At 59.3% G+C, this 26,082-nt stretch carries 22 protein-coding genes; 11 read left to right on the plus strand and 11 right to left on the minus strand.

Translation table 11 applies throughout. From position 1 onward, the window contains the following. Positions 1-789: 789 nt before the first annotated feature. Positions 790-2,187, plus strand: coding sequence for a thioredoxin domain-containing protein (locus LOC68_RS26895; protein ID WP_230224894.1), 1,398 nt, complete (start codon positions 790-792; stop codon positions 2,185-2,187). A gap of 19 nt (positions 2,188-2,206) precedes the next feature. Here LOC68_RS26895 and LOC68_RS26900 read toward each other — a convergent pair whose 3' ends face one another. The 5 genes from LOC68_RS26900 to LOC68_RS26920 all read right to left on the minus strand — a co-directional run bounded on the left by LOC68_RS26900 (position 2,207) and on the right by LOC68_RS26920 (position 7,622). Next, on the minus strand, positions 2,207-3,523 hold the full coding sequence (locus LOC68_RS26900) for a rhomboid family intramembrane serine protease (RefSeq protein WP_230224895.1): 1,317 nt from the start codon (positions 3,521-3,523) through the stop codon (positions 2,207-2,209). Between the two features lie 96 nt (positions 3,524-3,619). Then, positions 3,620-3,835, minus strand: coding sequence for a hypothetical protein (locus tag LOC68_RS26905; protein WP_230224896.1), 216 nt, complete (start codon positions 3,833-3,835; stop codon positions 3,620-3,622). Between the two features lie 19 nt (positions 3,836-3,854). Continuing rightward, complete coding sequence (gene glpK, locus LOC68_RS26910) at positions 3,855-5,351, minus strand: glycerol kinase GlpK (RefSeq protein WP_230224897.1); 1,497 nt, start codon at positions 5,349-5,351, stop codon at positions 3,855-3,857. A 21-nt stretch (positions 5,352-5,372) separates the two neighbouring features. Then, on the minus strand, positions 5,373-6,935 hold the full coding sequence (locus LOC68_RS26915) for a glycerol-3-phosphate dehydrogenase/oxidase (protein WP_230224898.1): 1,563 nt from the start codon (positions 6,933-6,935) through the stop codon (positions 5,373-5,375). 24 nt (positions 6,936-6,959) lie between these two features. After that, entirely contained in the window at positions 6,960-7,622 is a 663-nt protein-coding gene (locus LOC68_RS26920; RefSeq protein ID WP_230224899.1) for a hypothetical protein, read from the minus strand. Positions 7,623-7,756: 134 nt separating this feature from the next. On the opposite strand from LOC68_RS26920, the gene LOC68_RS26925 reads away from it, so the two are divergent. Further along, on the plus strand, positions 7,757-8,872 hold the full coding sequence (locus tag LOC68_RS26925; RefSeq protein ID WP_230224900.1) for a hypothetical protein: 1,116 nt from the start codon (positions 7,757-7,759) through the stop codon (positions 8,870-8,872). A 63-nt stretch (positions 8,873-8,935) separates the two neighbouring features. On the opposite strand, the gene LOC68_RS26930 is transcribed toward LOC68_RS26925, so the two are convergent. After that, positions 8,936-9,298: a response regulator gene (locus LOC68_RS26930; RefSeq protein ID WP_255670696.1), complete on the minus strand. Its 363-nt coding sequence runs from the start codon at positions 9,296-9,298 to the stop codon at positions 8,936-8,938. Between the two features lie 462 nt (positions 9,299-9,760). Here LOC68_RS26930 and LOC68_RS26935 point away from each other — a divergent pair, with 462 nt between their 5' ends. The 7 genes from LOC68_RS26935 (at position 9,761) to LOC68_RS26965 (ending at position 18,149) form a co-directional block, all read left to right on the plus strand. Continuing rightward, positions 9,761-10,273 (plus strand): chemotaxis protein CheW, encoded by a 513-nt coding sequence (locus LOC68_RS26935; protein ID WP_230224902.1) that lies wholly within the window; start codon positions 9,761-9,763, stop codon positions 10,271-10,273. Between the two features lie 132 nt (positions 10,274-10,405). Continuing rightward, positions 10,406-12,490 carry a methyl-accepting chemotaxis protein gene (locus LOC68_RS26940; protein WP_230224903.1) on the plus strand — a complete coding sequence of 695 codons (2,085 nt, stop codon included), beginning with the start codon at positions 10,406-10,408 and terminating at the stop codon, positions 12,488-12,490. A gap of 110 nt (positions 12,491-12,600) precedes the next feature. After that, the gene (locus LOC68_RS26945; RefSeq protein WP_230224904.1) at positions 12,601-13,479 is read left to right on the plus strand and encodes a CheR family methyltransferase; all 879 of its coding nucleotides are present in this window, start codon (positions 12,601-12,603) and stop codon (positions 13,477-13,479) included. Position 13,480: 1 nt separating this feature from the next. Next, entirely contained in the window at positions 13,481-16,459 is a 2,979-nt protein-coding gene (locus LOC68_RS26950; protein ID WP_230225202.1) for a chemotaxis protein CheA, read from the plus strand. Between the two features lie 9 nt (positions 16,460-16,468). Beyond that, positions 16,469-17,086, plus strand: coding sequence for a chemotaxis protein (locus tag LOC68_RS26955; RefSeq protein ID WP_230224905.1), 618 nt, complete (start codon positions 16,469-16,471; stop codon positions 17,084-17,086). A gap of 48 nt (positions 17,087-17,134) precedes the next feature. Further along, positions 17,135-17,605 carry a chemotaxis protein CheD gene (locus LOC68_RS26960; protein WP_230224906.1) on the plus strand — a complete coding sequence of 157 codons (471 nt, stop codon included), beginning with the start codon at positions 17,135-17,137 and terminating at the stop codon, positions 17,603-17,605. 31 nt (positions 17,606-17,636) lie between these two features. After that, on the plus strand, positions 17,637-18,149 hold the full coding sequence (locus tag LOC68_RS26965; protein ID WP_230224907.1) for a response regulator: 513 nt from the start codon (positions 17,637-17,639) through the stop codon (positions 18,147-18,149). Positions 18,150-18,206: 57 nt separating this feature from the next. On the opposite strand, the gene LOC68_RS26970 is transcribed toward LOC68_RS26965, so the two are convergent. From LOC68_RS26970 to LOC68_RS26985, 4 genes are all read right to left on the minus strand, one after another. Then, positions 18,207-18,515, minus strand: coding sequence for a polyhydroxyalkanoic acid system family protein (locus LOC68_RS26970; protein ID WP_230224908.1), 309 nt, complete (start codon positions 18,513-18,515; stop codon positions 18,207-18,209). Between the two features lie 77 nt (positions 18,516-18,592). After that, positions 18,593-18,811 (minus strand): hypothetical protein, encoded by a 219-nt coding sequence (locus LOC68_RS26975; protein ID WP_230224909.1) that lies wholly within the window; start codon positions 18,809-18,811, stop codon positions 18,593-18,595. 150 nt (positions 18,812-18,961) lie between these two features. Beyond that, positions 18,962-19,702, minus strand: coding sequence for a (5-formylfuran-3-yl)methyl phosphate synthase (locus tag LOC68_RS26980; RefSeq protein WP_230224910.1), 741 nt, complete (start codon positions 19,700-19,702; stop codon positions 18,962-18,964). 2 nt (positions 19,703-19,704) lie between these two features. After that, positions 19,705-20,145 carry a hypothetical protein gene (locus LOC68_RS26985; RefSeq protein WP_230224911.1) on the minus strand — a complete coding sequence of 147 codons (441 nt, stop codon included), beginning with the start codon at positions 20,143-20,145 and terminating at the stop codon, positions 19,705-19,707. A gap of 387 nt (positions 20,146-20,532) precedes the next feature. On the opposite strand from LOC68_RS26985, the gene LOC68_RS26990 reads away from it, so the two are divergent. Both LOC68_RS26990 and LOC68_RS28675 read left to right on the plus strand, forming a co-directional pair. Continuing rightward, on the plus strand, positions 20,533-22,179 hold the full coding sequence (locus LOC68_RS26990; protein ID WP_230224912.1) for a sodium:proton antiporter: 1,647 nt from the start codon (positions 20,533-20,535) through the stop codon (positions 22,177-22,179). Between the two features lie 116 nt (positions 22,180-22,295). Further along, positions 22,296-23,468, plus strand: a complete 1,173-nt coding sequence (locus tag LOC68_RS28675; protein WP_230224913.1) for a ribonuclease D — start codon at positions 22,296-22,298, stop codon at positions 23,466-23,468. 422 nt (positions 23,469-23,890) lie between these two features. Here LOC68_RS28675 and LOC68_RS27000 read toward each other — a convergent pair whose 3' ends face one another. Further along, a complete protein-coding gene (locus tag LOC68_RS27000) occupies positions 23,891-25,555 on the minus strand; it encodes an AAA family ATPase (protein WP_230224914.1) in 1,665 nt (554 codons plus the stop codon). Positions 25,556-26,082: the final 527 nt, after the last annotated feature.

Here is a 26,082-nt window from a genome sequence, read left to right on the forward strand (position 1 = left end):
GCGTCGGTCGACTCAGCGACGATTCTGAAACGTGGGTTGAGAGGTGCGCGAAGTCCGCTAATCGAACCAGGCGTCGCTCTCAGGAAGAATCAAAGCTCACCGGGGCTTCAAACGTCGCCGCCCGTCATGGGGTTGTAAGCGTCGTTTGAGAGGCACATCGCGTTCCGGTATCTCCTGCCGGCGATGAACGTCACTGCCGTGAAGGGATCGATACCGTTACCGGTGATGGGTAACTCTAAAGGTCCTGTGCGGCTCACTGGAGAGCCTGGGACCGGAGGTCCTTCTCGCCCAAATTCAAACTTCCGCCGGTGCGAACGAAATCGCGGAGGGGAAGGTTTCTTAAAGCCCTGGTTTGGCCTCAGTCGCTGCAGGAGCAGGACGACGGTTCCAAAACCGAACCTTAAGAGCGTCTAGGTTCGCCGGACGCATACGCGAAGGAGAAATCAATTTTAAACTTGAAGACTCGCGACCGCGTCGCCGAACTTCGCCCGAAGACATCGTAGACGATTGGGCGTGAGGGTTTTGCCGAGGTGGCATTCTTAAACCTTCGGCATCTTATCCACATTTTATCGGATGTGTCAAGCTATCATCGCCGGCCCAAATAGGCGAAAAGGGGAAATTTGTTCGATTTCCCTGCCCTGCAAGCACTTGCGACAAATCCCGCAACACGCGAATTGGGAATTGAAGGAAAAATCGGACTTTTTGCTACGGTCGTTAAAGTCGCATGTCCGATACCCAAAACTGATTGTTTGATTGAGGGGGACTACGCTGCTAGCGAAAGGCGCCGAAATGAGAGCTTACAGCTCTATTTGGACTGTCGTACTACTGCTGATTATCGGCTCGGCCGCGACCGCTCAGGACGCGATGCCCTGGGCCGCCGACCTGGAGTCCGCCAAACAACTGGCCGCGCAGAAGAACCAACTGGTGATGGTTCACTTCTGGGCGCCCAATTGCCCCCCATGCCGCATGCTCGACGCGACCCTGTTCAAGGATCCGACGTTCGCCGCGGCCGTGGCCCAAGATTACGTACCGGTGAAGATCAATGCGGCCGAAGAGACCGCGATCGCCAACCAGTACGGCGTCGATCGCTGGCCTCAAGACGTGATTATTTTGCCGACTGGCCAGATGGTTTACCGGATGGTCAGCAAGCAGGAAAAGGATAAAGACCAGTACCTGGCCGTTCTGCACGGCGTCGCGATCAAGACGGCCGGCATGAGCCAGCTCGCTTCGAGCCGCGGACCCGATTCGGCTCCGGTTTCCTATCCAGGCGAAGCTGCCGCTCCGGCTGCGGGTTATTCTCGCTTTGGCGCCGCTCCCGCCGCGACCAGCGAAACGGCCGCTGCCGCCGCTCCGCAAGGTCAGTCGCGTTTCTCGGCTCAGCCGCCGGCTTCGACCTACTCGCAAGACAACACCGCCGCTCCGGCCGCCGCGCCGACGCAGTCGCGTTTCTCGACCGGCGGTTACGGCGACATGAATACTGCCGCTGCTCCGACCGCTCAACCGTCGCAACAGCCGAGCGGTTACGCCGCTGGCCAGTATTCGCCTGCTTCGACTCCGGCTCCGACTCAGTCGCGCTTCGCCGCTCAGCCGAGCGAATCGTCGTACGGTCAAGGTTCGCAGTACAATCCGCCGGCCACGCAAGCCGCGCCGCAGGCTCAACCGCAAGATCGTTTCGCTTCGCAGCCGGCCGCTTCGCCGTCGATGCCGAGCCAATACGGTTCGCAGTCGATGCCGCCGCAAAGCCAATTCGCTTCGCAGCCGAGCCAACCGGCCGCTCCTCCGGCGTCCGCCGCTCCGCAAGCTCAACCGCAAGCGAAGCAACCGGAATTCGCCCTCGACGGCTACTGCCCGGTGACGCTGGCCGAAGGGATGAAATGGCAGAAGGGTGACGCTCGTTGGGGCGCCGTCCATCAGGGACGCGTTTATCTGTTCGCCTCGGACGTCGAACAGCGGAAGTTCCTCGCTTCGCCTGATCGCTTTAGCCCGGTCTTGTCGGGGAACGACCCGGTCGCTTACATCGAACAGGGACGTCTGGTCGACGGCGATCGCTCGCACGGTTTGACCTACAACGGCGTGCTCTATCTCTTCTCGAGCGAAGATAACCTGAAGACCTTCTGGTCGGCGCCGCAGCGTTACGCCGCTCAAGTGCAGCAAGCGATGCTTCGCAACTCGCAGCAGCTCCGCTAAGTCGGACCTGCGACAACGCCTAAATATCTTCCGCCGCCGGCTCTACAACGCCGGCGGCTTTCATTTCTTGGGCCTTCTTGCGAATCGCGTCATAACGTTGGCGATCTTGCGCCCCAAGCTTCGCCGGATCGACTTTCGACAGAACCTGCAACGCTTGCCCAGGACGAGACTCCCCTTCGACCATCACGTGGGCGATCCGCAATCGGACCGGCGTTTCTTTCGCACCGCCACGCCGCGCGTATTCGATCATCGCCGGCAGTGCGTCTTGGCTTCGCTTTTGTTTCAGAAAGCTTTGGATGATCTCCAGCAGGTCTTCTTCCGGCAGGTACCAATCGGGATTGGAATGTCCAAGCTTCAGATGGGCGCGATAGGCGAGGGCCGGATCGCCTCCTTCACGCAAGATCTGGCGAATCTGCTCGAGGCCCAAGTTGGCTGAGCGAAGCCGCGCCGCTTTGAGACCTGTCTCGTCCACTTTCTCTTCCCGCGGCGCGTCCGGGTTGCCGAAGTAGACGGTGAAGAAATCGTAGTTTTCGCAATCGACCCACTCTTTGCGCACCATCACAATGCCGACCGCAAGTCCGATAAAGGCTCCAAAGGCGTGGAAGAAGCTGCTACTGATCAGGCCTCCCTGCAGCGGATCGTACGTGAAGTACAGGATCAGCAACTCAAAGGCGATGCTGAAGGCGCAGTAAACCGAAACCGGCAGCGCGAACATGATCGGGCGAAAGCCGAGCAGGAGAAAGCAGTTGACCTCGTTCATCGGCGCCCAGACCAACGCAATCGCGATCAATCCGAAGATGATCGCTGACGCGCCGAGCGAAAAGGTCGGCTCAGCGAGGAACAGAAACAGGAACTGCTCGACCATCGATTGAAAGATGCCGATCCCCGCGTAGAGCAGCAAGAAACGCTTCCAGCCGATCTTCCCTTCGATCAGCGCACCAAACGGCCAGAGGATCAGCATATTGCCAAGCAAGTGCCAGAAGTCGGCATGCATGAAGTTGCCGGTCAGCCATTGCCACGGCTTGATGCCGTCGCCGTAGTGCAGCGTACGCCAGTCAAAGTCGTCAGCAGGATCGTACGTCTCCGCATTTTCCTCACCCGTCTCTTCCTCTTCAGCGTACGCTTCCTGGAATTCCCTCCATTCCTCATCGCTCAATTCGCCGTAGTCGTGCGCCGCTTCCATTTGTTCGTAGAGATCTGGAAGCGAATACGACCCTTGATACTCGGGGAAATGGACCGGCCACAGAAAGAGGAGCAGCGTGTTGACGACGATCAACGAAGTGGTCGCGATCGGCGCGTGATAAAGTGGCGCGTCGGTGGAATACGGAATGAACATGTGCTGAGATTGCCCGCCCGAAAAGAAACTGCACTACACGCAGCATAAAAGCGATGGCGGAGCGAATCAACAAATCGCAGGAGGCGCCGCGGACATTTATGGAAACGTCAAGAAGCTGACCGCCAGCACGAGCAGCAGCACGCCCAGCACGGCGAGAAAAGTCCGCGATGAACGTCGTCCCCACCGTTTCTCGACCCACGCGACCTTTTTCAGGGCGAAAGCGTTGTCATGGTTCGACCACGCGGCCCAAATCGCTCCCAGGCCGATGGTCGCCGCTACGGCGAACATAAAGGGGTTAGGCGGAAGCTGCATAAAAATCTCCTTCTCTCCGCTATTCTTCTTGCGCCCAGTCGCGGCTCCGCCCAACCGCACGTAACCATTGTCCGTACATCTTTTCGATTTGCCCTTCGTCGGCGCTGGCGTCGAACTCGCGATCGAGTTGCCAATTGCGCTTCAGCGAATCGAAATCGTCCCAATAACCGACCGCCAGGCCGGCGAGATACGCGGCGCCGAGGGCAGTCGTCTCAAAGACCTGCGGGCGGCGGACCTTCGTTCCGAGCAGATCGGCTTGGAACTGCATCAATTCGTCATTGACTGCCGCGCCCCCGTCAACTTGCAACTGGGCGAGCTTCACCCCGGCGTCGCGCTGCATCGCTTCGACCAGATCGCGGGTTTGGAACGCCATCGATTCGACCGCCGCTCGGGCGATATGTCCGGCCGTCGTGCCGCGGGTCAGACCGAGAATCGTCCCGCGAGCCCGGGGATCCCAATACGGCGCTCCGAGGCCGACGAACGCCGGCACAAAGTAGACGCCGCCGTTGTCCGGCACTGAATGGGCGAGCGGTTCGATGTCGCTGGAAGTTTCGATGACGCCCAGTCCATCACGGAGCCACTGGACGACGGCGCCGGCGACGAAGACTGACCCTTCCAGGCAATAGGTCGTCTGATTACCGACTTTCCAGCCGACGGTGGTCAGCAGGTTGTTCTCGGAAGCGACCGGCTGATGCCCGACGTTCATCAGCATGAAGGCGCCGGTGCCGTAGGTATTTTTCGCGCTGCCGACATCGAAGCAGGTTTGCCCGAACGTCGCCGCTTGTTGGTCGCCGGCGATCCCGGCGATCGGAATTCTGCGTCCCAATATCGAAACGTCGGTCATGCCGTAGACTTCGCTGCAGCTGCGAATTTCGGGCAGGATCGCCGCAGGGACGTCCAGGATTTCTAGAAGCTCCGGATCCCACTCGAGCGTATGGATGTTCATCAACATCGTCCGGCTGGCGTTGGTCACGTCGGTGACGTGCAGTCGGCCGCCGGTCAATCGCCAGAGGAGGAACGAATCGACCGTGCCGAAACAAAGCTCGCCGGCTTCCGCACGGCGGCGCAGCGCAGGATCGGAGTCGAGCAGATAGCGGATTTTCGTGCCGGAAAAGTAAGGGTCGACGACCAGGCCTGACTTTTCGCGGATGAGAGCGCCATGTCCGTCATGCGACAACTGATGGCAGATCGGCGTCGAGATTCGACTTTGCCAGACGATCGCATTGGCGACCGGCTTGCCGGTGGCACGGTCCCACAGCAGCGTCGTTTCACGCTGGTTGGTGACGCCGATGGCGATAATCTGCTCGATGCCGATCTGGGCGGCGGCGATCGCCGCTTTGGCCGTTTCGATTTGCGTGCGCCAGATGTCTTCCGGATCATGCTCGACATGTCCCGGCGTCGGGAGGATCTGGCGAAATTCTTGTTGGCTTTGGCCGACGATCTTGCCGTGATGATCAAAGACGATCGAGCGACTCGATGTCGTTCCTTGATCAAAGGCGAGGATGTATTGTTGCACGGGCGTTTCTCACTAGGGGCGTCAGGAGACTCGTTTGCCGTAACGTTTCTGCAAACGATGGATGTAGTGGTCGACCTCGGCGTCGATCTCTTGACGCTGGAGCCAGCCGGCGTCGGCCAACTGTTCCGCCAAGACGCAAAGGCATTGTCGCGACAAATTGGGATCGAAGACAAGCATCAGTCGACGCTCGACCAGGTCCGAAAGGGTCTTTGCCGCGAGGTGTTCGATGGCGTAGGCTGAGTGGGCGATTGGAGCATTGACGTCGGGCAGCAGCGGCGCGTCGAGCGGAGTTTCGCCAAAGTTGGCGGGCGGCAACGCGCGGTCGCGCGAATTGCGGGGGACTTCCTGGCCGAGATCCGGGAGCACCACTTTCACAACGTCTTCGGCCAACGATCGACAGGTCGTCAGCTTGCCGCCGATGATCGAGTAGAGCGGAAATGGGGCGCCAGGGTGGCGATGCACGACGTGACTGCGTGTGATCGACGAGGTCGCTCCTTCGCCAACCGCCGGCAACGGACGAACGCCGCAGTAATGTTGCTGGATATCGTCGCGGGTCAAGCCGACGTCAGGGAAGATCATGTTGGTCGCGTCGATCAGGTACTCAATTTCGTCTGGTTCCGCGACCGCTTCGGCCGGATCGCCGTCGTAGCGAATGTCGGTCGTCCCGATCAAACAGGCGTTGTTCCACGGCAGGATAAAGATCGGTCGCCCATCAGCCGCTTCGGCATAGACGCCGCGGGGGCCAAGCGTCTTGCACAGGTCAGGCGCCCGGGTGATCAAATGGCTCCCTTTCGTGCCGCCGATCAAACGGGGCGACGGGACGTTCAGTCCGGCTAGGGCGGTATCGACCCAGGGTCCGGCGGCGTTGATCACCGCGGCCGGCGTGACGGCGACTTCGCCCCCGCCGTCGCTGCCATGGTTGGGATGAATCGTCGAGAAGAAGAGGGTTTCCGCTTCGCGGCGAACATGTTGATAGGTCCGCAGAGAAAAGGCGCCCCCCTCCTCTTTCGCCGCGGCCTGAGCGTCTTGCACCAGCGCCAGGACGAACTGCTCAGGAAAGGTCAGCTGCGCGTCGTAGTAGCTGAAGGCGGTGAAAAACTTCTCGGTACTCAGTCCAGACTGGGCGAACTGCGCGGAAGTGAGTCGACGATGTCCCGGCACCGCGCCGCTGGCGAAGCGATCGTACAACGTCAAACCGAGCCGAACGACCAGCGAACCGCGACCATCTTTGGGAGCGGCCCCCGTCTTGAAGAAGAACCGCTGGGCGCCGCTGATCAGTCCGGAAAAGCGATTGCCGACCGGGATGACCAATTCCAGCGGATGGACCAGTTCCGACGCCAAACGAAGCAGACGATCCCGTTCGGTCAGCGACTCGCGGACGAGGGAGATCTCGGCGTATTCCAGATAGCGAAGGCCGCCGTGAATCAGCCGTGACGAATAGCTGGTCGTACCGCCGGCGAGATCTTCCGCGTCGACCAGCAGAACGTCGGCGCCTTGCAGAGTCAGTTCGCGGGCGATGGCAGCGCCGTTGATGCCGGCGCCCAGCACCACGATGGGTCCCACATTGAAGCGATCCGTCGCCATAAGTTTCTCCGCTTTAGGGGCGGGCTAGTTTTCCTCGAGCTGGCGTTCCAAGTAGCCGACCTGGCTACGTACCGCATCAAGGTTCGGGTTTAAGCGAAGCGCTCGGCGGAAGTTTTCTAACGCCAAAATCACTTCCCCCTGGTGCAAGTTGCACTGGGCCAGACAAATCGCCGCCGGAAAATGGTACGGGTTGATTTCGAGCGCCTGGTGGTTGTCGCGAGCCGCCAATTCCCAGACCTGACGTCGGAAATAAGCTTCGCCCCGAAAGTGATGCGCTTCGGCATACCAGGGAGCATGGTGGATCAGCGTGGTCGCGTCAATCACAGCGTCATGCCACGACGCCGATCGGAGATGTCCGGCGACCCGTTCCAACTGGCGACGTTGATTGGTCGATCCGGCCCGGATCCAGAGGTTGCGAATGCCGTTCTCGGCGATCAGACGAACGCCGCGGTCGATATCGGTCAGCCCGCGGCCGACGATCGCGTTAGAGCCGAAGTCGGCCAAAAAGCAGAGGGCCAAAACGGCCGCACGGCGCACTTCCGGCGAATTGCTTTCCGCCAGGCGTTCCAGCGTGCCAAGTCGATACTGCCCCGAGACGTCGCGAATAAACGCAGCGGTGTTTTCTCGCTGCAGATATTGGCGATAGTACTTCAGCAGCGTCGGAGCGCGTTCCGGTTGTTCGTTCACAGGGGGGATACCATCAGCAGGATTGCGGCGACGGGAGGCTTGACGCGCCCGCCGAACAAGATTCGAGTGTAATTGGAGCGAAACGAAACGGCAAATTGTTCTGCCGGGAGCAGTCCGGGGCGATGGAGCAGAAAATGAAGGACTTTCGACGGTTTTTCTTGCCACTTTTGATTGTGGGGACGCTAACCGCGGGGGCTTTCGGCGTCGAGTGGAAGACCGGAGTTGCGTTTGAGAAACATCTCGAATCGGAGGTCGACCTGCAATGGGAGGACGTGCCGCTGCGGGACGCGCTCCAGCGATTGGCCCAAACGCAGGAGATCGCCTTTTTTCTGGACCGCCGCATCGATCCGGACCGATTGGTCTCGCTTAGCGCCAACGCCGTGCCGCTGGAGATGGTGGTCCAGATGCTCGCTCAAAAGGCCGGCGGCGGCAGTTGCCATGTCGGTTCCGTCGTTTATATCGGCCCTGCCGACACGGCGCGTGACCTGGCGACCGTCGCCGCCGTCCAGACCGACTTCGCCCGGCAGTCGCGCGATCCGGCGATGCGCGAGCTGGTTGCGGCCGAAGCGCTGAGTTGGCCCGACCTGACCGAGCCGCGAAAGTTGCTGACCGATTTCGCGCAACGACGCAAACTGACGTTCGCCAATCTGGACGCGGCGGTCTCGCATGACTTGTGGCGCGCCAGCGAGTTGCCGAAGATCGCGCCGGCCGAGACGCTCACCTTGTTGCTCGCCGGATTCGGGGCGACCTACCGCTTTGGGAAAAACGCTGCGGGCGAAGCGCAACTGCAACTGATTCCCCTGCCCGAGAATCCCCAGCTGACCCGTCGCATTCCGTTTCGTGGCGATCTGAATGACGCGGCGTCCAAGATCAAAGCGGAGTTTCCGGAACTCGGAGTTGAAACGCAAGCCGGCGCCGTCATCGTGACCGGCCGGTTTGAAGAGGTGACGCTAGCCGGCAAGATGCTCCGCGGCGAGACGATCCGCCGTATGGACGTGACTCCCGCGAAAAAGCTCTACACGCTGGAAGTGAAACAACAGCCGCTTGGCGCCGTGCTCGCCAGTCTGGCCAAGTCGTTGGCGCTGAAGGTCGAAGCGGGAGACGACGTCGAAGAGACGCTGCATCAACGCATCTCCTTCTCCGTCGACAAGGTCGACGTGTTGCAACTGCTGCAAGCGACGATGGCCGAAGTGCCCGTGCGTTGGGAGCTCAAAGACGACGTGCTGACGATTACGCCGAACAAGAAATAAAAAACGCCCGAACGTCGACATGCAACGTAGTCGGGCGGCGGTGTTCGAAGTGGAACGCTCAGCTTAGCAGCCGTGCTTTTCCAGCTTTTCGCGAAGCGTGTCGGCCGTGAACGGCTTGACCAAATAGTCCGAGACGCCGGCTTGAATCGCTTCCAAAACGCGCGACTTTTCGGCTTCGGTCGTGACCATCATGATCTTGACGTCCTTGTCGATCTTGCGAATCTCTTGAACGACTTCCAGGCCATTCTTGCCCGGCATGTTCCAGTCGGTCAGCACCAGGTCGAAATCGCCCGGCTTGAAAATCTTGAGCGCTTCGTCGCCATCCGCCGCTTCGGTCGCGGTCGGAACGCCTACGGCTTGGAGCGAACGGAGAATGATTTTGCGCATCGTGCTTGAGTCGTCAGCAACAAGAACTCGAGTGGACATAGAACTGGTGACTCCTGAGTCTAACCCTATGAATTGCGTAATAGGGCGCCGCCGTCATTAGCACGCGCCACTGCCCACCTGTCTTGGGCTAACGAACGATAGGTTGCGGCGACCGCTCGTCAAGCAATCCGATGGCATACGTCAGGAAAAGTTTGTGATTGCGGGTCACCGTGCGGAGCGGCCGCAATCAGGCAGCGCCCTGCTCCTTCGACGCGATCGCTGCAACCGAACGGCGCCGGTCCGGTCGTAACGGTTGGTGAGTCTAGGGCAGCAGGGCATCCCCATGAAGTTGGGAAAACTAATCGGCTTGGCTAATTTGTGCGGGGTCCCGTTGCCGAATTCTCCAAGGAACGACTTGTCCTTGGGGGCAAATCGGGGGGAGCGAACGCGGTGCGACGACCAAAGTCGACGCGCGGCGGCCGCTTCAGGACTAGTTTTCCACAACAAGCAAGGAAACGAATCTTGTCCGCCACGATTCAAGACATCGGTTCGGAGCGTATGACGAGCGGTACGCACGGCGAAACCGCCAACTCAATGCAGTTGGTCAGTTTTCGTCTCGCTCAAGAGGAATACGGCATTGAGATCACCCGCGTTCAGGAAATCATCCTGATGGGCGAGATCACGCGAGTTCCGCAAACTCCGGAGTTCATCAAGGGACTGATCAATCTTCGCAATACGGTCATTCCGATCGTCGACTTGCGTCGCCGCTTTGGCCTGCCGGAAGAAAAGGCCAGCGACGAAACCCGCATCATGGTCATGAACGTCGCAGGCAAGACGATCGGCATCATTGTCGACGCCGTCAGCGAAGTCTTGCGAATCGGGAAAGATCAGATCGCTCCTCCGCCGCCGACGGTGGCCGGTTTGGGGCGAGACTATCTGACCGGTTTGGTCAAGCTCGACAAACGACTGCTCATTCTGCTCGATATGGACAAGATCCTGACGAGCGGCGAGAGCGTCATCGTCGAGTCGCTATAAGCCTGTGCTTTGCGACTACCCTTGCAAATGCCGACTGGAAAACCAGCCAGGTTCGCATGACCTAGGTCCGCCTACCCGCCAATTTTTCATACCTTTACGCATTCCAACCTCCGATTCGAGAAAGCGATAGCGATGGCAGCCACCAATTCACGCACCAAACCGACCGCGGGCGATCAACTGAAACGCGAACTCTCGCTCGCCAAGGCGATGAGCGACAACTCCCCCATCAACATTCTGGTCGCCGATCGCGACCTGGTCATCACCTACGCGAACGCCGCCAGCATCAACACGCTGAAGCAACTGCGGAAGTTCCTGCCGATCGATCCGGAAAAGATCGTCGGACAGTCGATCGACATCTTCCACAAAGACCCGGCCCACCAGCGCCGCATGCTGGCCAATCCGAGCAACTTGCCGCATCGCACCACCATCCAAATCGGCGATCAATACGCTGACCTGCTGGTCAGCCCGACCTTCGACGCCGCCGGCGAATACCTCGGCCCGATGGTGACCTGGGAAGTGATCACTGAAAAGCGTCGCTTGTCGCAAGCCGCCGCCGAAATGACCGCGATGGTCGAAAACGCGCCGATCAACATCATGTTGGCCAACCGCGACAACGTCATCACCTACTTGAATCCGGCCAGCGTTCGCACGCTGAAGACGCTGGAAAAGCATCTGCCGTGCAAAGTGGACGAGATGGTCGGCCAGAAGATCGACATCTTCCACAAAGATCCGTCGTACCAACGCAATATTCTGAAAGACGCCGGCAATCTGCCGCGTAACGCCACCATCGAAGTCGCTGGCGAAAAGCTCGATCTGCTCGTCAGCCCGACCTTCGACGCGGAAGGCAAGTATTCGGGCGCCATGGTGACCTGGAGCGTCGTTACCGAAAAGTTGAAGCTAGAAAAGGCCGCGGCGGAAAAGACGGCGATCATCGAAAACGCGCCGATCAACCTGATGCTGGCCGATCGCAACGGCATCATCACCTACATCAACCCGGCCTCGGAACGAACCCTGCGTTCGATCTCGTCGATTCTGCCGATTCCGGTCGAAAAGATCGTTGGCGCTTCGTACGACATTTTCCACGCCAATCCGAGCAAGCAGCGTCAGCTGCTGGCCGATCCGAAGAACCTGCCGCACAAGACGAGCTTCGAGCTTCGCGGCGAATGGTTCGCTCTGGAAGCGGCCGCCATTTACGACGACAAGGGCGAGTACATCGGCCCGATGGTCTCGTGGGAACTGATCACCGATCGCGTCAACGCCGAGAAGGCCGAACAAGCTCGCTTGGAACGCGAACGGGAAGAGCAGGAAATCCTGAAGACGAAGGTCGACTCGCTGTTGGGCGTAGTCGAAGCGGCGGCCAAGGGGGACCTGACTCGCGAAGTGACGGTTGAAGGCGTTGATGCCATCGGCACCTTGGCGGGCGGCTTGAAGAAGATGGTCGTCGACCTCCGCGACGTGATCGGCCGCGTGATCGAAAGCGGCAGCCAGTTCGCCGAAGGCGCCGGTCTGATCGCCGAGAACTCGCAGCAAATGGCTCAAGGCGCCCAGACGCAAAGCGCCTCGGTCGAAGAAATGAGCGCCTCGATTGAAGAGTTGACTCGCTCGATCGAAGCGGTCAAAGACAACGCCGGCGAAGCGAACAAAGTCGCCGTCGACACCAGCCGCATGGCCGAAGAAGGGGGCGCCGCCGTTCAGAAGTCGGTCGAAGCGATGGACCTGATCAAGAACTCCTCGGAGCAGATCAGCGAAATCATCCAGGTGATTTCGGAAATCGCCAGCCAGACCAACCTGCTGGCCTTGAACGCTGCGATCGAAGCGGCCCGCGCCGGCGAACATGGCCTCGGCTTCGCGGTCGTCGCCGACGAAGTTCGCAAACTGGCCGAACGCTCGAGCGAAGCGGCCAAGGAAATCTCGTCGCTCATTAAAGAGTCGACCCAACGCGTTCAGGACGGCGCCAAGCTGAGCGAACAAGCCGGCGCCTCGCTCGAGAAGATCATTCACGGCGTCGAAGCGACCGCCGCGAAGATCGCCGAGATCGCGACTGCGACCGTCGAACAGGCTCAAAGCGCCAACGAAGTCGCCAACGCGATCCAATCGATTTCGCACGTGACCGAACAGAACGCGGCCTCGGCGGAAGAGATGGCATCGAGCAGCGAAGAGTTGGGCGCGCAAGCCGAAACGTTGCGTAACCTGGTTTCGCGGTTCCGCACCGAGTAACCATCCGTGCGGTCGGTAAGGCTCCTCGCAAACGGGTTGAGAGGAGCTGCGAGTAAACGATGACGCCCCCAATTGCGGGGCGTCGGGGCGACGAAGAAAGCAACGAGACGATGACCGTAAGACCTAGCCATGAACTGGTGACCGACTTGCAACTGAAGCGGTACGCCAAATTGATCTACGATGTCGCCGGCGTGGAAATCTCGCCGCAGAAGAAGCAGTTGCTCTCGAATCGCGTGCGTCGACGGTTGAAAGTGACCGGCATCGCCAATTTCGAGGACTACTACGAGACGCTCGTTTCGTTGCCGGTCACCGACGACGAATGGGATCACTTCCTGCAAGAGGTGACGACCCACGAAACTTATCTGTTTCGAGACGATAGCAACTGGAACTGGTTTCGCAACGAGTACTTGCCGCAGTTGACGTCGGAAGCTCGGCTCGGCGTGCGGAAGAAGTCGCTCCGCGTCTGGTCGGCCGCTTGCAGCACCGGCGACGAAGCTTGCACCGTCGCTTGTTGCGCCGCCGAAGGGCTGGCCGGACAAGCTGGCTGGGACGTCAAGATTGTCGGCACCGATATCGGCGTTGGCGCCGTCCGTGAAGCGAACGCCGCTCGCTTCGGCGAACGGTCGATGCGACTTGTTCCGGAGCCGCTGAAGAAGAGATTCTTCGATCAAGCGAAGAATACGCCGTTTTGGACGCCGAAATCGCAGCTGCGAAACATGATGTCGTTTCGGCAGCATAACTTGCTCGATCCGCTCCGAGAACGCCCGTTTGACGTCGTCCTTTTGAAGAACGTATTGATCTACTTCAATACCGAGTCGAAGAAGCGCGTCCTCGAAAACGTCAATCGCGTCATGCTGCCGGGTTCCATCCTGGTGCTGGGCGCCGCCGAAGGAGTCAGCGATCTGCTGGACGGATACGAACGAATTCGTCCTTGGTTGTACCGATGCGTCAATGCGGCCAGTCCGCCAAGCGGAAAGGCGGGTGTCTAAGATGACCGCGCCCGGGCAGGATGAATTCTTCGACAATCTGCTGAGCGACTTCCTCGACGAGTCGTCGCAGCTGATTGATCGTCTCAACGACAACTTGTTGGAACTGGACGAGTGGGCCAAATTGGCGGCCGAAGATGAGAGCGCCATTTTGGACGCCGATCTGGTGAACGACATGTTTCGTTCCGCACATAGCGTCAAAGGGTTGTCGGCGATGCTCGGGCTTCCGAACATCAATTGCCTGACCCATAACGTCGAAAACATTTTCGACGCCGCTCGCCGCGAAGAGCTGAAGGTGACGTCGCATGTGGTTGAGGTCGTCTTCAAGTCGGTCGACCTGCTCGGCGCGATGCTTACCCAATTGCGGGAAACGTCGTCGGACGACGTCCCCTGCGACGAGATGATCGATCAAATCAAAGCGGTTCTGGAACAAACCGGCTCGGTGCGTGAGCAAACGAGCCAGGCGGACGCCGAAGCGTTTCTGACGACGAGCGACGACCAGCCGGTCGCGGACACGAGCCCGGTTGCGGACGAGACCGTGGGCGCCGACGCGATTCGCGCCGAAGTGGCTGTCCTTTTCGCCGGCGTCGCCGACGAAGCCGAAATTCCCGCCAAGTACTGCTCGATCTTCATTGACGAAACGGAACTTGCGGTCGACGAATTGAGCGACGTGCTACTGGCGATCGACAGCGGAGTGGGTGAAACGGCGGAAGCGGCGACCAAGACGTTGCTCGTCACTTCGCACCGGATCAAGGGATCGGCCGCTTCGATCGGCTTGAACCGTCCGGCGCGACTCGCCCACGTGATGGAAGATATTCTGCAGGAAATCCGGGACTCCGGCGGAGTCGTCTGGGGAGACCTGGCCGACGCGCTGCTGCCTTGCGTCGACGGGATTCGCGTTTACGTCCAACAACTGAAGCAAGGCGCTGATAAGACCGACAGCTTTGAAGAGCTGACCGTTGATCTGCTGTCGGCTTGGCGATGTCGCGATGGCTCCGATTCGTCTCCCACGGCGACCGCTCCGGCGGAGTCGGCCCAAGCGGCCGTCGTCACGCCGACAATCGCACCGGGACTCGACGACGAAGGCGGCTACCGAATGGAGCTGGTCTTCGATCAGAATCTGCCCCTCTCGACGCTCAAGGCGCAACTGCTGCTGGAAAAGGTGAGCCGAGTCGGCGAAGTTCATCGCAGCGTTCCTTGCTACGAAGATCTCGATCGGTTGGAGCATGTCGACAGCCTGACGATTGACATCTCGACCGACGAAACGCTCGAGTCGCTCTACTCGTTGGTCGACGTCTCGGGCGTCGTCTCAGCGAAGATCTTCACTCGCGAAGAGCCGATCAAAGCGGCGCCGACGCGCGAAGTCGCTCCTCCACCGGTTCAAGCGGCCGCGCCTGTTGCGACTCCGGCGCCGGCGAAAGTCGAACACTCGGCCCCGGTCACGCCTCCCGTCGCTGAAAAGAAAACTTTGACGCCTGCGGCGCCGCCAGCCAAAGCTGCGCCGGTTGCGACGAAGCCCGCCGAGTCGACCGCCGCTGCGGATCGTACGAAAGCGACCGACGCCCTGGCGAAGCCGGCCGAAACGTTGCGTGTCGATATCGAACGTCTCGATCAGTTGATGAACCTGGCTGGACAGCTGGTGATCAACCGAGCGCGTTTCGAGCAGTTGACTGACGGGCTGCGGGAATCGCTTCCCCACAAGTCGTCGCAGCACAAGATGGCCAATGTGTGCGGGCTGAGCGGCAAGTTGCTGCAGATGATCGACGGCGTCGATCCGGCCACGGGCAAAGGGCAAAGCGAATGGAACGCGATCAAATCGCACATTCGGATGTTGCACGCCGATCTGGAGTCGATCGCCCGCGAGAACTCGCGCTACGCGACTCTCCGTAATCGCTCGAACGAATTGCATGAAGCGGTCCACCAGTTGGAACGCGTTTCGGACGGCATCCAGAAGTGCGTGATGGATACGCGAATGGTTCCGATCGGTCCGCTGTTTGGACGGTTCAAACGGGTCGTACGCGACGTGTCACGCAGCAACGGCAAAGACATTCGTCTCGACATTTCCGGCGAAAAGACGGAACTCGACAAGCGGATGATCGACGAGTTGGGAGATCCGCTGATCCACATGGTCCGCAACTCGGCCGACCACGGGATCGAATCGCCCGAAGTTCGCAAAGCGGCCGGCAAGCCGCCGCAAGGGACGATCAAACTCGACGCGTTCCATCGCGGCAACAGCATCATCATTCAAGTGACCGACGACGGCAAAGGCCTCGACCCGGTTTTGATTCTGCGGAAGGCGATTGACAAAGGGATCGTCGATGCGGCCGAGGCCGAAAAGCTGAACAATCAGCAGATTTTGCAATTGATCTGGGAACCGGGCTTCAGCACCGCGGAAAAGATCACCGAGATCTCCGGTCGCGGTATGGGAATGGACATCGTCCGCTCCAAGATCGAAAACGTCAACGGCGTCGTCGAAGTCGACAGCACGCCGGGTAAGGGAGCGACCTTCACGATCAAGTTGCCGCTGACGATGGCGATTTTGCCCAGCTTGATGACCCGCATCAACGGCGAGACGTTCGCACTGCCGATCGAGTCGATTACCGAGATCGTCCGCATTCCGCGTCATGACTTCCAAACGGTTCAAGGGGTGCAAACGGCCTCGATTCGCGGCCGCGTCATTTCGGTCGTGCGCCTGCACGAGCTGTTTGACGGCGAACCGGAACCCCAAACCGGCACTATTGGCGCAACTGATGCGACCGTCGTCGTAATTGGCCAGGAAGGTCGCGAATTGGGATTGGCGGTCGACGACTTACTTGGAGAGGAAGATATCGTTGTGAAGTCGATGGCGGAGAACTACGAGAACGTCGTAGGACTCTCCGGCGCCTGCATTCGCGGCGACGGTCGAGTCGCTTTGATTTTGGATCCTTCAGCCATGATTGACGCGGCGTCGCAACGCCGCAACTCGCCGATCGGCGTGAAATAAGGGAAGCAGATGTCAGATAAATCTCACAATAGCGGTATGCATCTGGAGATATTGCACCAGATCTTGAGCGCTGCGACGCATGAAGCCTCGGCTGCGATGTGTCGCTGGACCAGCGGCCTGATCACGATGTCGTTGGACGAAGTGCGCGAGATTCCGTTGGAAGCGGTTACGACCGAGTACGACTTTGGGCTCGATATGCTGACGATGGTCGTGCTGACGCTCAATGGCGAGATCGGCGGCTCGATGATCCTCTGCTTCGACGAAGACAATGGCCGCGATCTGGCGGCTTCGCTACTAAGTCGCAAGGAGCGCGGAGAAGGCGACTGGACGCCGCTCGAGCGATCGGCCTTGTGCGAGACCGGCAATATCCTGGGTTGCGCCTACCTGAACGCACTTACGCGTCTCTTGTCGGTTGAACTCGTGCCGTCCCCTCCCTACTTCATTCAAGATTACGGCGCCAGCGTGCTGGAGCAAGCGCTCATGGAGCAAGCGGCGATTGACGACCAAGTGATGATCTGCCGCACCCGGTTTACCCGTGGCGATCAAGAGTTGAACTGGAACGTCTTCTTCGTTCCTAACAGTCAGATGCGGCAAATGATGGAAGAGTCGCTGCATATTGACGCGTAGACGTAATACATCGGGCGGAAGCGGAATTGGCAGGAATCGGCTAGACGCATGGTTACAGCAGAACAACTAAACGTAGGGCTAGGGCAAATCGTGCTCGCCCGCAACGACGAAATACTCGCGTCGATTTTGGGGTCATGCATCGGCGTGGCGATCTACGATCCTTCCCAAAAAATTGCGGCGCTGGCCCATGTCGTCTTGCCCCTTTCCGGAGGACGCCCCGGTTCGCCGGGACGATTCGCCGATACCGCAATTGCCGCCATGTTGCAGGAGTTGCGTAATAAAGGCGCCAACCCTCAACAACTGCGAGCTAAAATTTCGGGCGGCGCTTGTATGTTCGGCAACAGCCAGATGAGCATCGGCGACCGCAATGCGGAAGAAGTTCGCCGTCAATTGAAAGACAAGAAGATCCCCTTGATCGCCGAAGACGTCGGCGGAACCAAGGGACGCAAAGTTTTGTTCTCCCCTTACACGGCGCAGATGGAAATTGTCATCAACGGCGTGAACTCCAAGATCATCTAAGAAGCGGATTTCCGAGCGTAGGATCGAAATTATGTCGAAGCGATTACTAGTTACCGACGACGCGATGATCATTCGAGAAATGATCAAAGAGACTGCGATCGCTGCGGGCTGGGAAATTGTCGGTGAAGCGGACAATGGCCTGGCCGCCGTTGAAGCGTATCGCGAACTGCGTCCCGACGCGATGACGCTCGATATCGTCATGCCGGAGTACGACGGCATTTACGCGCTCGAGAACATTCGAAACGAGTTTCCGACGGCACGGATCCTGATGGTCAGCGCCATCGATCAAACCAATGTGCTGAAAGACGCGCTTCGCAAAGGGGCGACTGACTTCATCATCAAGCCGTCGAGCCGCTGCGCCGTGCAAAGCGGCATTATGCCGGCGGTGCAAGCGTTCCTGCTTCGCTGCGAAAAAGAACAGGGCCTCCCCTGCCCGATCGACAAGCCGTGCGGCTGCATCGAATGTCGCGACGTCCGTCGCGTCGTCGAGCAATGGGACGAAGTCCGCGGATCGAAGGAAAGCGGCTCGCTCGCCGGAGCGTAGTTCGCAACTAGTCGAATGCCGCCGCAGTTCGTTGCGGCGGCGAGTGAACGTCCGCGACTACTTGCTGCGGACGATCTTTTCGAGTTCTTCGCCGATCGACTTCTCAATGCGGCCTTTGAAGAGCATCGCGGCGAACGGAAGGCTTCCCTTCACGACGACGATCTCTTCGAAGACTTCCATCGTGCCGGCGATATCGACTCCCATCGTCCGGAACGAGAAGCTCATCACGTGACCTTCCCACGTCTGCTGCATGTCCTTGACCTGGCCTTCAAACCGGCCTCGCATCTTTTCGAGTACCCACTGCACGCGTTCAATCGCGGCGTCTTGTCCAAGCGTGTGGGGTTTTTCGACGTGAAATCCTGGCATTCGATGACTCCGCGCCGATGGATCGACGCTAACGAAGGTTTTTGGTACCCGGACTATTCTAACGCAAATCCAGAGCGTTAGATCGAAAAAGACCGGGCAGCTTCATTATCATCGAAAGTACGGCGATCGCTAGGATGCCACAAGGGGAGCCCTTTCTCCAAGCGAGCGGCCAGAATGTCGAGTTTCTCTGAGGTGCCAGGCAAAGCGTCCGTCGATTCGAAATCGCCCGACGTTTTGTCGGTCGGTTCATAATCCCAGATGCCCATCTTGATCGCTTCAAGTACGGAGCTTGGCACGATAGAGTCTCCTACGGTGTGGATAGAACTGGAGTGGGGTGGCGCTGGGCCATCGTGCGTATTCAAGAAGAATCGCAAGTTCTCAATTCGACGCGCTCCGCCATTGGCGCCAAATCGGAACGGACAGTATCAAGCCGCGAATATAAAAAGTCAAGCAAAACGTGACTTGTCATTGCTCGCGTAGTGAACCTTTCCTTCGCCAACAAATGAATTCAATTTCGCTTTCAAATCGCGAACTCGTTCTCGATTAACGCGACTCGTTCGCGACCCTTCGCATGCGGCGCCGCGTACCGCCAGAATGTCGGCGCCGGCACTAATTGCGGCGGCGAAATGCTCGGCCGTCAAAGAACCGCCGCACGCAACTTTCATTCCCGCTTCGTGAATCGTGGCAATTGCCGCCGTTAGTTCACTGGGCGTGAAAAAATCAAACAGCGTTTGGCCATCTTTCACCAGCGTGTCGAACAAAATCGTCGTCGCCGAAATCTGACCACTCCAACGTAATACGTCATGTAGTGGAGGACATTTCGCCCGCGACTGGTCCACATAATAAACCGCCACGCGAGCGCAACCGCGCGGCACTTGCTCATACGCGCGAGCGGCGAGCGACATCCAGATGGCGGAATCCGCCATGTTGGCTAACCCGTATTTGGCCATGCTCGCCCCCCGAAAAGAATCGGCGTCGAACCTTCTCTCTCCGTCGCTGATCTCCCCCAGTGCGACGCTGACTGGGACCTGCGCTCTGACCATTTGAATCACGTCGCGCCAAACTTGCGGATCGGCGGCGCCGAGCGATCCTAGCGACGGTTCTTTCACATCGATCAAGTCCGCTCCGCCGGCGAGCGCAGCGCTCGCTTCTTCCGCCGAGCGTACCGAAACCAACAACTGCGTCATGTTCATTTTCCTGTCGCCGTCGTCCGTTTCTTCGCTTCGACCAACCAGCGATTCAACTCCAGCACTTTCGCTTCGGCGATCGGTTCGCACCAGGTTCCATCCAGCGTGACGTAGCCTTCTTTCCACTCGCCGTAGTCGGCCGGCAAGTCCCGTTGTTTCCATTCCCGTGCGCGATCGGCCAAACGAACGACGACTGCGATCGACTCACGCGGATCCGCTCCGCATCGCTGGTATTTGGCTGCGCCGAGAAAGAAGCATTCGACCGCTTCCAGCGGAATGCGAAAGACGCTTGCATCGGGAAACCGCAGCACGACGTGCGTGCGGTCGTAACAGATTCGCGGCGCGTTCCACATGCGAAATGCGACGCCGACTGCAACGATTGCGGCGGCGAGCAGTCCCAGCGAAACTCCCCACGTCACCGGATTGCGCAGCAGCGCAAACAATCCTCCGCAAGCGAAGAAAACCGCGGAAAATATCGAGGCGACCTGGGCCGACCGCCGGTTGGCCATCAGCCAGACAGTCGGAGGATTTGGGCTATTCATGATGACAGGAAAGTGGGGATGCGCACGATTATCCCGACTGTAATCTGGCGCAAGACGTTGATGATAGAAGAGATGCGGCCAGTCGCCAACAAATTAAGGCTTGTTAATGCCGCCTTGGCGGCAATTTGCCCTCGTGGTAGCTTGTTTGTCGTTGCTAGTGACCTACCTTTGCCGGAACTAGCGTCAAGGCGATTTTGCTGAAATAGGCGATTTCTCCCGGCGCTTCCCACCTGCATAGCATGCCAGCCGATCGCTTTGGCGAGCATGTCCGACCTCGGAAGTAGAGTCATGTCAGACGCGATCATCAACTCCGACCACAGCGAATCAGCTTTCTCTGGAACGTCCATGTCGCACGATCACCACCACGAGGGCGGTTCCGATCGACCCGTTCTCATCGCCATCGGCGTCATCCTGGTCGCCTTCATCCTGGCCACGCTGGCCGGATGGACGCAGCCGACGGTGGCGCATGTCGCCGCCGAAGCGCACGGCGAAGCGGTCCATGCCGAAGCGGCTCACGCCGAACATGGTGAGGAAGCGGCGTCCCATGGCGAAGAGCACGCCTCCGGCGATCATGGTCACGCCCATCCGGCGCCTCATCCGCTAGCGGTGATTCCGTTTATCGCCTTGTTGGGCGCCATCGCGGTCTTCCCGCTCCTGGGCTTTACCGCTCACTGGTGGGAAAGCAACAAAAATCGCTTCCTGGTCGCGGTGATCCTCGCTGGCGTGACCCTCCTTTACTACCTGATCCTGTATGTCGAAGCGGGATTTGGCGCCGCCCTCTCGCGCGTCGATCACGCCATCCTCAAAGAATACATTCCGTTCATCGTCCTCCTCTTTTCGCTCTACGTCATCTCCGGCGGGATCCGAATCGAAGGGGATATGGCGGCCCATCCGTCGACCAATGCAATTTTCCTCGCCGTCGGCGGCGCCTTGGCCAGCTTCATCGGCACCACCGGCGCCGCGATGCTCTTGGTTCGCCCGTTGATCGAAACGAACAAAGAACGCAAATACGTTCAGCACACGGTCGTCTTCTTCATCTTCGTCGTCTGCAATTGCGGCGGTTTGTTGTTGCCGATCGGCGATCCGCCGCTCTTCCTCGGTTACCTGGAGGGTGTCGACTTCCTCTGGACGCTGCGCGAGTTGTGGATGCCGTGGCTGATGGTCAACGGGCTGTTGATCGCGATGTTCTACGCCGTCGACAAGTTCTACTACTATCCGCACGAAGCGAAGTCCGACATTGCGAAAGACGAAACGCAAACGACCCCGCTGCGCATTCGCGGTTTAATGCCGAACGCGTTGCTGTTGGTCGGCGTGATCCTCTCGGTCGCGCTGCTCGATCCGCAAAAGCCCTTCCCCGGCACCGACTGGCATCCTTACGTCTATCTGCGTGAAGTGGTGCAGTTGGCGCTGGTCGGTCTCAGCCTGGCCCTCGGTTCGAAGGCGGTTCGTACCGACAACAAGTTCAACTACCATGCGATCGTCGAAGTCGCCGCTTTGTTCGTCGGCATCTTCATCTGCATGCAGCCGGCCCTTGAACTGCTCAATCTTCACGGTCCGGACCTCGGAATCGACACGCCTATGAAGTTTTTCTGGATCACCGGCAGTTTGTCGGCGGTGCTCGATAACGCTCCGACCTACCTCGTCTTCTTCCGAACGGCTGACGCCCAACATGTGGGAGAACGGCTGGTCGACTTGCTCCATCACAGCGGCAGCCCCGATGGGGCCGCGGCGACCATGAAACTGATGGCGATCAGCTTGGGCGCCGTCTTCATGGGAGCGATGACCTACATCGGCAACGGCCCGAACTTCATGGTCCGGGCGATCGCCGAAGAATCAGGCGTCCGCATGCCGAGCTTCTTCGGATATGTGCTCTTTTACAGCCTGCCGATCCTGCTGCCGGTCATGATTTTGATGGCGCTGGTCTTCCTGCGATAAGCGGCTGCGGCGTCGCGGCGACCGGGGCAAGCTCCGCATCGCCGCTAGTCGTACGGCTCGTGACTTAGTACGATCGAGCAAAGTCCCGTCTTTCGCTCCAGCGTATAAATGCAGCCGTGAACTACGAATACGTCGAAACGCAGTCCCAACTTGCCGACCTGTGCGACCGCCTGCGCTCGCAGTCGCACATCTATTTCGACACCGAATTCGTCTCGGAAGACGTTTATCTCCCTGATTTGTGCCTGGTCCAGATCGCGGCGGGCGACATATTGGCGATTGTTGATCCGAAGCGGATCGACAGCATGCAGGTCTTTTGGGACCTGATCGCCGATGGGGACCACGTCTCGGTCGTCCATTCCGGCCGCGAAGAGTTCCTCTTCTGCTACCGGGCGACTGGCAAACCTCCGGCCAACTTGTTTGACACGCAGATCGCCGGCGGGCTGATCGGGATGGAATATCCCGCCTCGTTCGGCAACCTGATTCTGCGGCTGCTCGACGAGAAGCTGCCGAAGGGAGAAACCCGCACTGACTGGCGCGTTCGCCCATTGAGCACGCGGCAGATCGAATACGCGCTGAACGACGTCGCTTATCTCGGCCCTGCGGCTCGCGAGCTCGAAAAAGAGCTGGAGCGGCTCGACCGGGTCGCCTGGATGCAGGAAGAGATGCAGTCGTGGCAAGACGCGTTGGTCGAATCGACGCAGCGCGCCCGTTGGCGAAACGTCTCCGGCACCGGCAGTCTCAGCCGCCGCTCGTTGGCGGTCGTGCGCGAACTTTGGAAGTGGCGCGACAAAAAAGCTTCCGCCGCCAACATTCCGGCTCGGCGGATCTTGCGTGACGACCTGATCGCCGAACTGGCGAAACGAAAGTCGGCGAACGTCAAACAGATCCGCGCGATTCGCGGCATGCAGCGAAGCGACCTGAATCGCTACTTCGAAGAGATCGGCGAAGCGATTCAAATCGCCCTCGACATGGACGAAGCCGATTGCCCCTCGTCGCAGCCGAACTGGAACCAGGGGAAACAGTACGTCGTGCTGGGGCAGTTCCTCTCCGCCGCTCTCGGCAGCATCTGCCGCGAAGCGAAAGTGGCGCCGAGTCTCGCTTGCACCGTGCAGGACGTCCGCGACCTGGTCGCCTATCATCTTGACGGCGCCCCCGAGAAACCATCGCTCGCCCAAGGCTGGCGAGCCGAAGTGATCGGCAAAACGATCGAAGAGCTCCTCGACGGCTCGCTAGTCGTCCGTGTAGGAGATCCCCACGCCGTCGAACCCCTCTCCTTCGACCGCCGCTAATCTGGCGCCGCGCCCAATAGTAGCCCGAAGCGCAAGCGAGGGAAAAGCGGCCGGGAAGAAGAATAGAACACGGAAGCCACGGACGAGTCACGGCAAGAGAAAGCCCCCAAGCAGCAAGCGCGCCCAATAGTAGCCCGAAGCGCAAGCGAGGGAAATGCGGTCGCAAGCAGAGCGAACGTTTAGAATCGCCAACAATTCTGAATTGCCAAACAGCGCACTCTTCCATCCGCCCCAACGGGGCGAACTAACCTAGCCCAGGGTAAGTCGCCAACGGCGACGCAGCCCTGGGTCACGGTCATTCATTTTTTTGCGAAGCCCCAAAGGGGCGCGCTAAACGAGCGCCGGATTCCGGTCAAAACCAACCGACTGGACCGCCACGCCAATTTTTTTTCGCAGGGACGACGCAACTTGATCGTTTCCATTTAGATCGCCCCGTTGGGGCTTACGTCATTCATGCACATACCAACCCAGGGCTGCGTCGCCGTTGGCGACTTACCCTGGGCTAGATTAGGTTGCCCCGTTGGGGCATTTTGAAGAGCGTCGGTTGAGGTTGGCGGATTGACTGGACCGCTGACGCGACTTTTTTCGACCGTCGGACTGGACTCGACCGCGTCATTTTTTTCTTGGGCCGGCGTGATCAATCGATACCTCGGATAACACGACTGTTTCTCGTTGACGATCTTTTCAATCTCCCCCGCCGCGACCATCCGATCCCACGCCCGGGCGAACTTCGTGCCGTTCATGCCGCAGTTTTCGCGGACTCGCAACTTCGTCGCGTGCGCCTCGCCGAGGTCGGTCATCGCCAGGCGAATTCGCGACCGCATTCGCTCGTCCATCGCGGCGTCTTTCAGACGCTCGGCTTCGTCTCGCAATGTTTCCGCTTCGTGCACGATCGTTTGCCAACGTCGCCCTACGCCGGTCAATCTTCCTTCCTCGACATCGACGCCCCATTCGCCCCCTTGGCCGGCGTAGCCGCCGAGCGTTAGCCAGAGTCGATGCTCTCCACTTCCCGGCGCATAATCTTGGCGGCGATTCACGAGGAGCCACTGCTGCGCGAAGTCGAGACTGCCGGCGAGAATCGACGCTTCCAACTTGCCAGGCTTCATTTCTTTCCGCGTTTGGACGCAGAGAATTGGCGTGGCGCCGTTGTCGAGACAACACTGCGCAAGCGTCTGCAGCGCTTCGGCTTGCTTTCGTTTGCCGGTCGAACTTAACCGAATCGCATCGATCACCACCACTTCCAACTCGTGCTTCGTGATCCAGTCGCGGAGTTTGCCCAGGCACTCCGGTTCGGCAGGATTGTCGGTGGTGAGCATCCACATCAGATTGTTCCGATTTGGTGCCGCCTGCCGAGCTTCACCCCACCGCTGCGTAAGATCGGTCAGAGTTTGTTGTTGATGGCTACTGCCGGCGAAGCCGACTCGCAGCGGTTTTTCCGCGGCGAACTGGCCAAGGAATTTGCCGCCTCTCGCCAGTGCCGCACACAGATCGACCGCGAGCGAACTCTTTAACGTTTTGCTGGGACCGACGATCACCGCCGGTTCGTTACGGGTAAGAAAGTTCGCAAGCAGCCACTCGCGCGGCTTTTGTTCGGCGAACAGTTCTTCGGTGGTCAGCGTTCGAAACGAACTTCCGCCGCCGAGTTCAAGCCGCACAATTTCGCCATCCCGCGGCAATTCGACTGGTTCCGGTTCCTGCGTCAGTCGTTTTCGTAAGGCCGCCGCGTAGTCGGCAAGGTTGTTCATGTCGCCGCCGGAATGCATCACCGCTTGAATCAGCGCCGAAGCGGTCAGCTTGTCGTAGCCGTAGGTGAGGAGGTCGGCGAGCAACTGCTGGTCGTCTCGATCTTCGTCGCCAGTGAGGTGCAGCCCGAGGAGGGCTGAGTAGATGTCGCGATGGCACGGCACGCGAAAAACTTGCAGCGGGAGCGCATCTTCGCTTAAGCGTTCGGGGTACATCATCATGCAGGCGAGCCATTGCGCTTCGACGAACTCTTCGTTGGCCGAGATGCTATTCGCGTCTTTGCTCTTCTTCTTTTGCTTCGCGCGCAGCAGCGCCCCGAGGCGCCGGATTCGGGCCTTTCGCATTGGCGTTTTCCTCAAGCAAGCGCGCACGGCCATCCCGGCGAGAGTTTCGCGCTTTGGAAAAAAGAGGCCTCGGTCCGATCACGAGGCGTGAAGAAAAAGGGATGCTGGGCGGTTGATCAGACGCCCGCATCTTGAGGGGTGTAGTATACAAAACGCCAGTGCGTTTTGCAAGAGAGATTTATGGTCCGGGTAGGGTGGGTGGCCCGACCAGTCGGTGACGACTGGTTGGGTCGCTTTAGCGACAAGATGCCGCGCCATGCGGTTGGAAGTTGTTAAACGTGCGATTGCTTTGTGACCGGATGGCGCTGCATCTTGTTGCTGCGCAACCCAGCCAGTTCTTTGAGGGAACTGGCCGGGCCACCCTTGCTTTAGAACTTGCGGGCGCATTCACTCGGCTTGCGCCTCGGGTTAGTGTGGGGAGTTGTCCGCCTTCGTCATTGGCGACTTCGTGCTTGATTCGTCATTCGAGCTTCGACATTCGTCATTCACTTGCGGACGCATTTCCCTCGCTTGCGCTTCGGGCTACT

It is taken from the genome of Blastopirellula sediminis, from assembly GCF_020966755.1.
Lineage (GTDB): Bacteria > Planctomycetota > Planctomycetia > Pirellulales > Pirellulaceae > Blastopirellula > Blastopirellula sediminis.

What these genes read in the sequence shown, in the direction of transcription:
- LOC68_RS26940 (WP_230224903.1), top strand. Translation starts at nt 10,406, where the DNA reads ATGGCAGCCACCAATTCACGCACCAAACCGACCGCGGGCGATCAACTG.
- LOC68_RS26990 (WP_230224912.1), top strand. Translation starts at nt 20,533, where the DNA reads ATGTCAGACGCGATCATCAACTCCGACCACAGCGAATCAGCTTTCTCT.
- LOC68_RS26905 (WP_230224896.1), bottom strand. Translation starts at nt 3,835, where the DNA reads ATGCAGCTTCCGCCTAACCCCTTTATGTTCGCCGTAGCGGCGACCATC.
- LOC68_RS26965 (WP_230224907.1), top strand. Translation starts at nt 17,637, where the DNA reads ATGTCGAAGCGATTACTAGTTACCGACGACGCGATGATCATTCGAGAA.
- LOC68_RS26970 (WP_230224908.1), bottom strand. Translation starts at nt 18,515, where the DNA reads ATGCCAGGATTTCACGTCGAAAAACCCCACACGCTTGGACAAGACGCC.
- LOC68_RS26955 (WP_230224905.1), top strand. Translation starts at nt 16,469, where the DNA reads ATGTCAGATAAATCTCACAATAGCGGTATGCATCTGGAGATATTGCAC.
- LOC68_RS26930 (WP_255670696.1), bottom strand. Translation starts at nt 9,298, where the DNA reads ATGTCCACTCGAGTTCTTGTTGCTGACGACTCAAGCACGATGCGCAAA.
- LOC68_RS26950 (WP_230225202.1), top strand. Translation starts at nt 13,481, where the DNA reads ATGACCGCGCCCGGGCAGGATGAATTCTTCGACAATCTGCTGAGCGAC.
- LOC68_RS26925 (WP_230224900.1), top strand. Translation starts at nt 7,757, where the DNA reads ATGAAGGACTTTCGACGGTTTTTCTTGCCACTTTTGATTGTGGGGACG.
- LOC68_RS26945 (WP_230224904.1), top strand. Translation starts at nt 12,601, where the DNA reads ATGACCGTAAGACCTAGCCATGAACTGGTGACCGACTTGCAACTGAAG.
- LOC68_RS26915 (WP_230224898.1), bottom strand. Translation starts at nt 6,935, where the DNA reads ATGGCGACGGATCGCTTCAATGTGGGACCCATCGTGGTGCTGGGCGCC.
- LOC68_RS26960 (WP_230224906.1), top strand. Translation starts at nt 17,135, where the DNA reads ATGGTTACAGCAGAACAACTAAACGTAGGGCTAGGGCAAATCGTGCTC.
- LOC68_RS27000 (WP_230224914.1), bottom strand. Translation starts at nt 25,555, where the DNA reads ATGCGAAAGGCCCGAATCCGGCGCCTCGGGGCGCTGCTGCGCGCGAAG.
- LOC68_RS26895 (WP_230224894.1), top strand. Translation starts at nt 790, where the DNA reads ATGAGAGCTTACAGCTCTATTTGGACTGTCGTACTACTGCTGATTATC.
- LOC68_RS26980 (WP_230224910.1), bottom strand. Translation starts at nt 19,702, where the DNA reads ATGACGCAGTTGTTGGTTTCGGTACGCTCGGCGGAAGAAGCGAGCGCT.
- LOC68_RS26900 (WP_230224895.1), bottom strand. Translation starts at nt 3,523, where the DNA reads ATGTTCATTCCGTATTCCACCGACGCGCCACTTTATCACGCGCCGATC.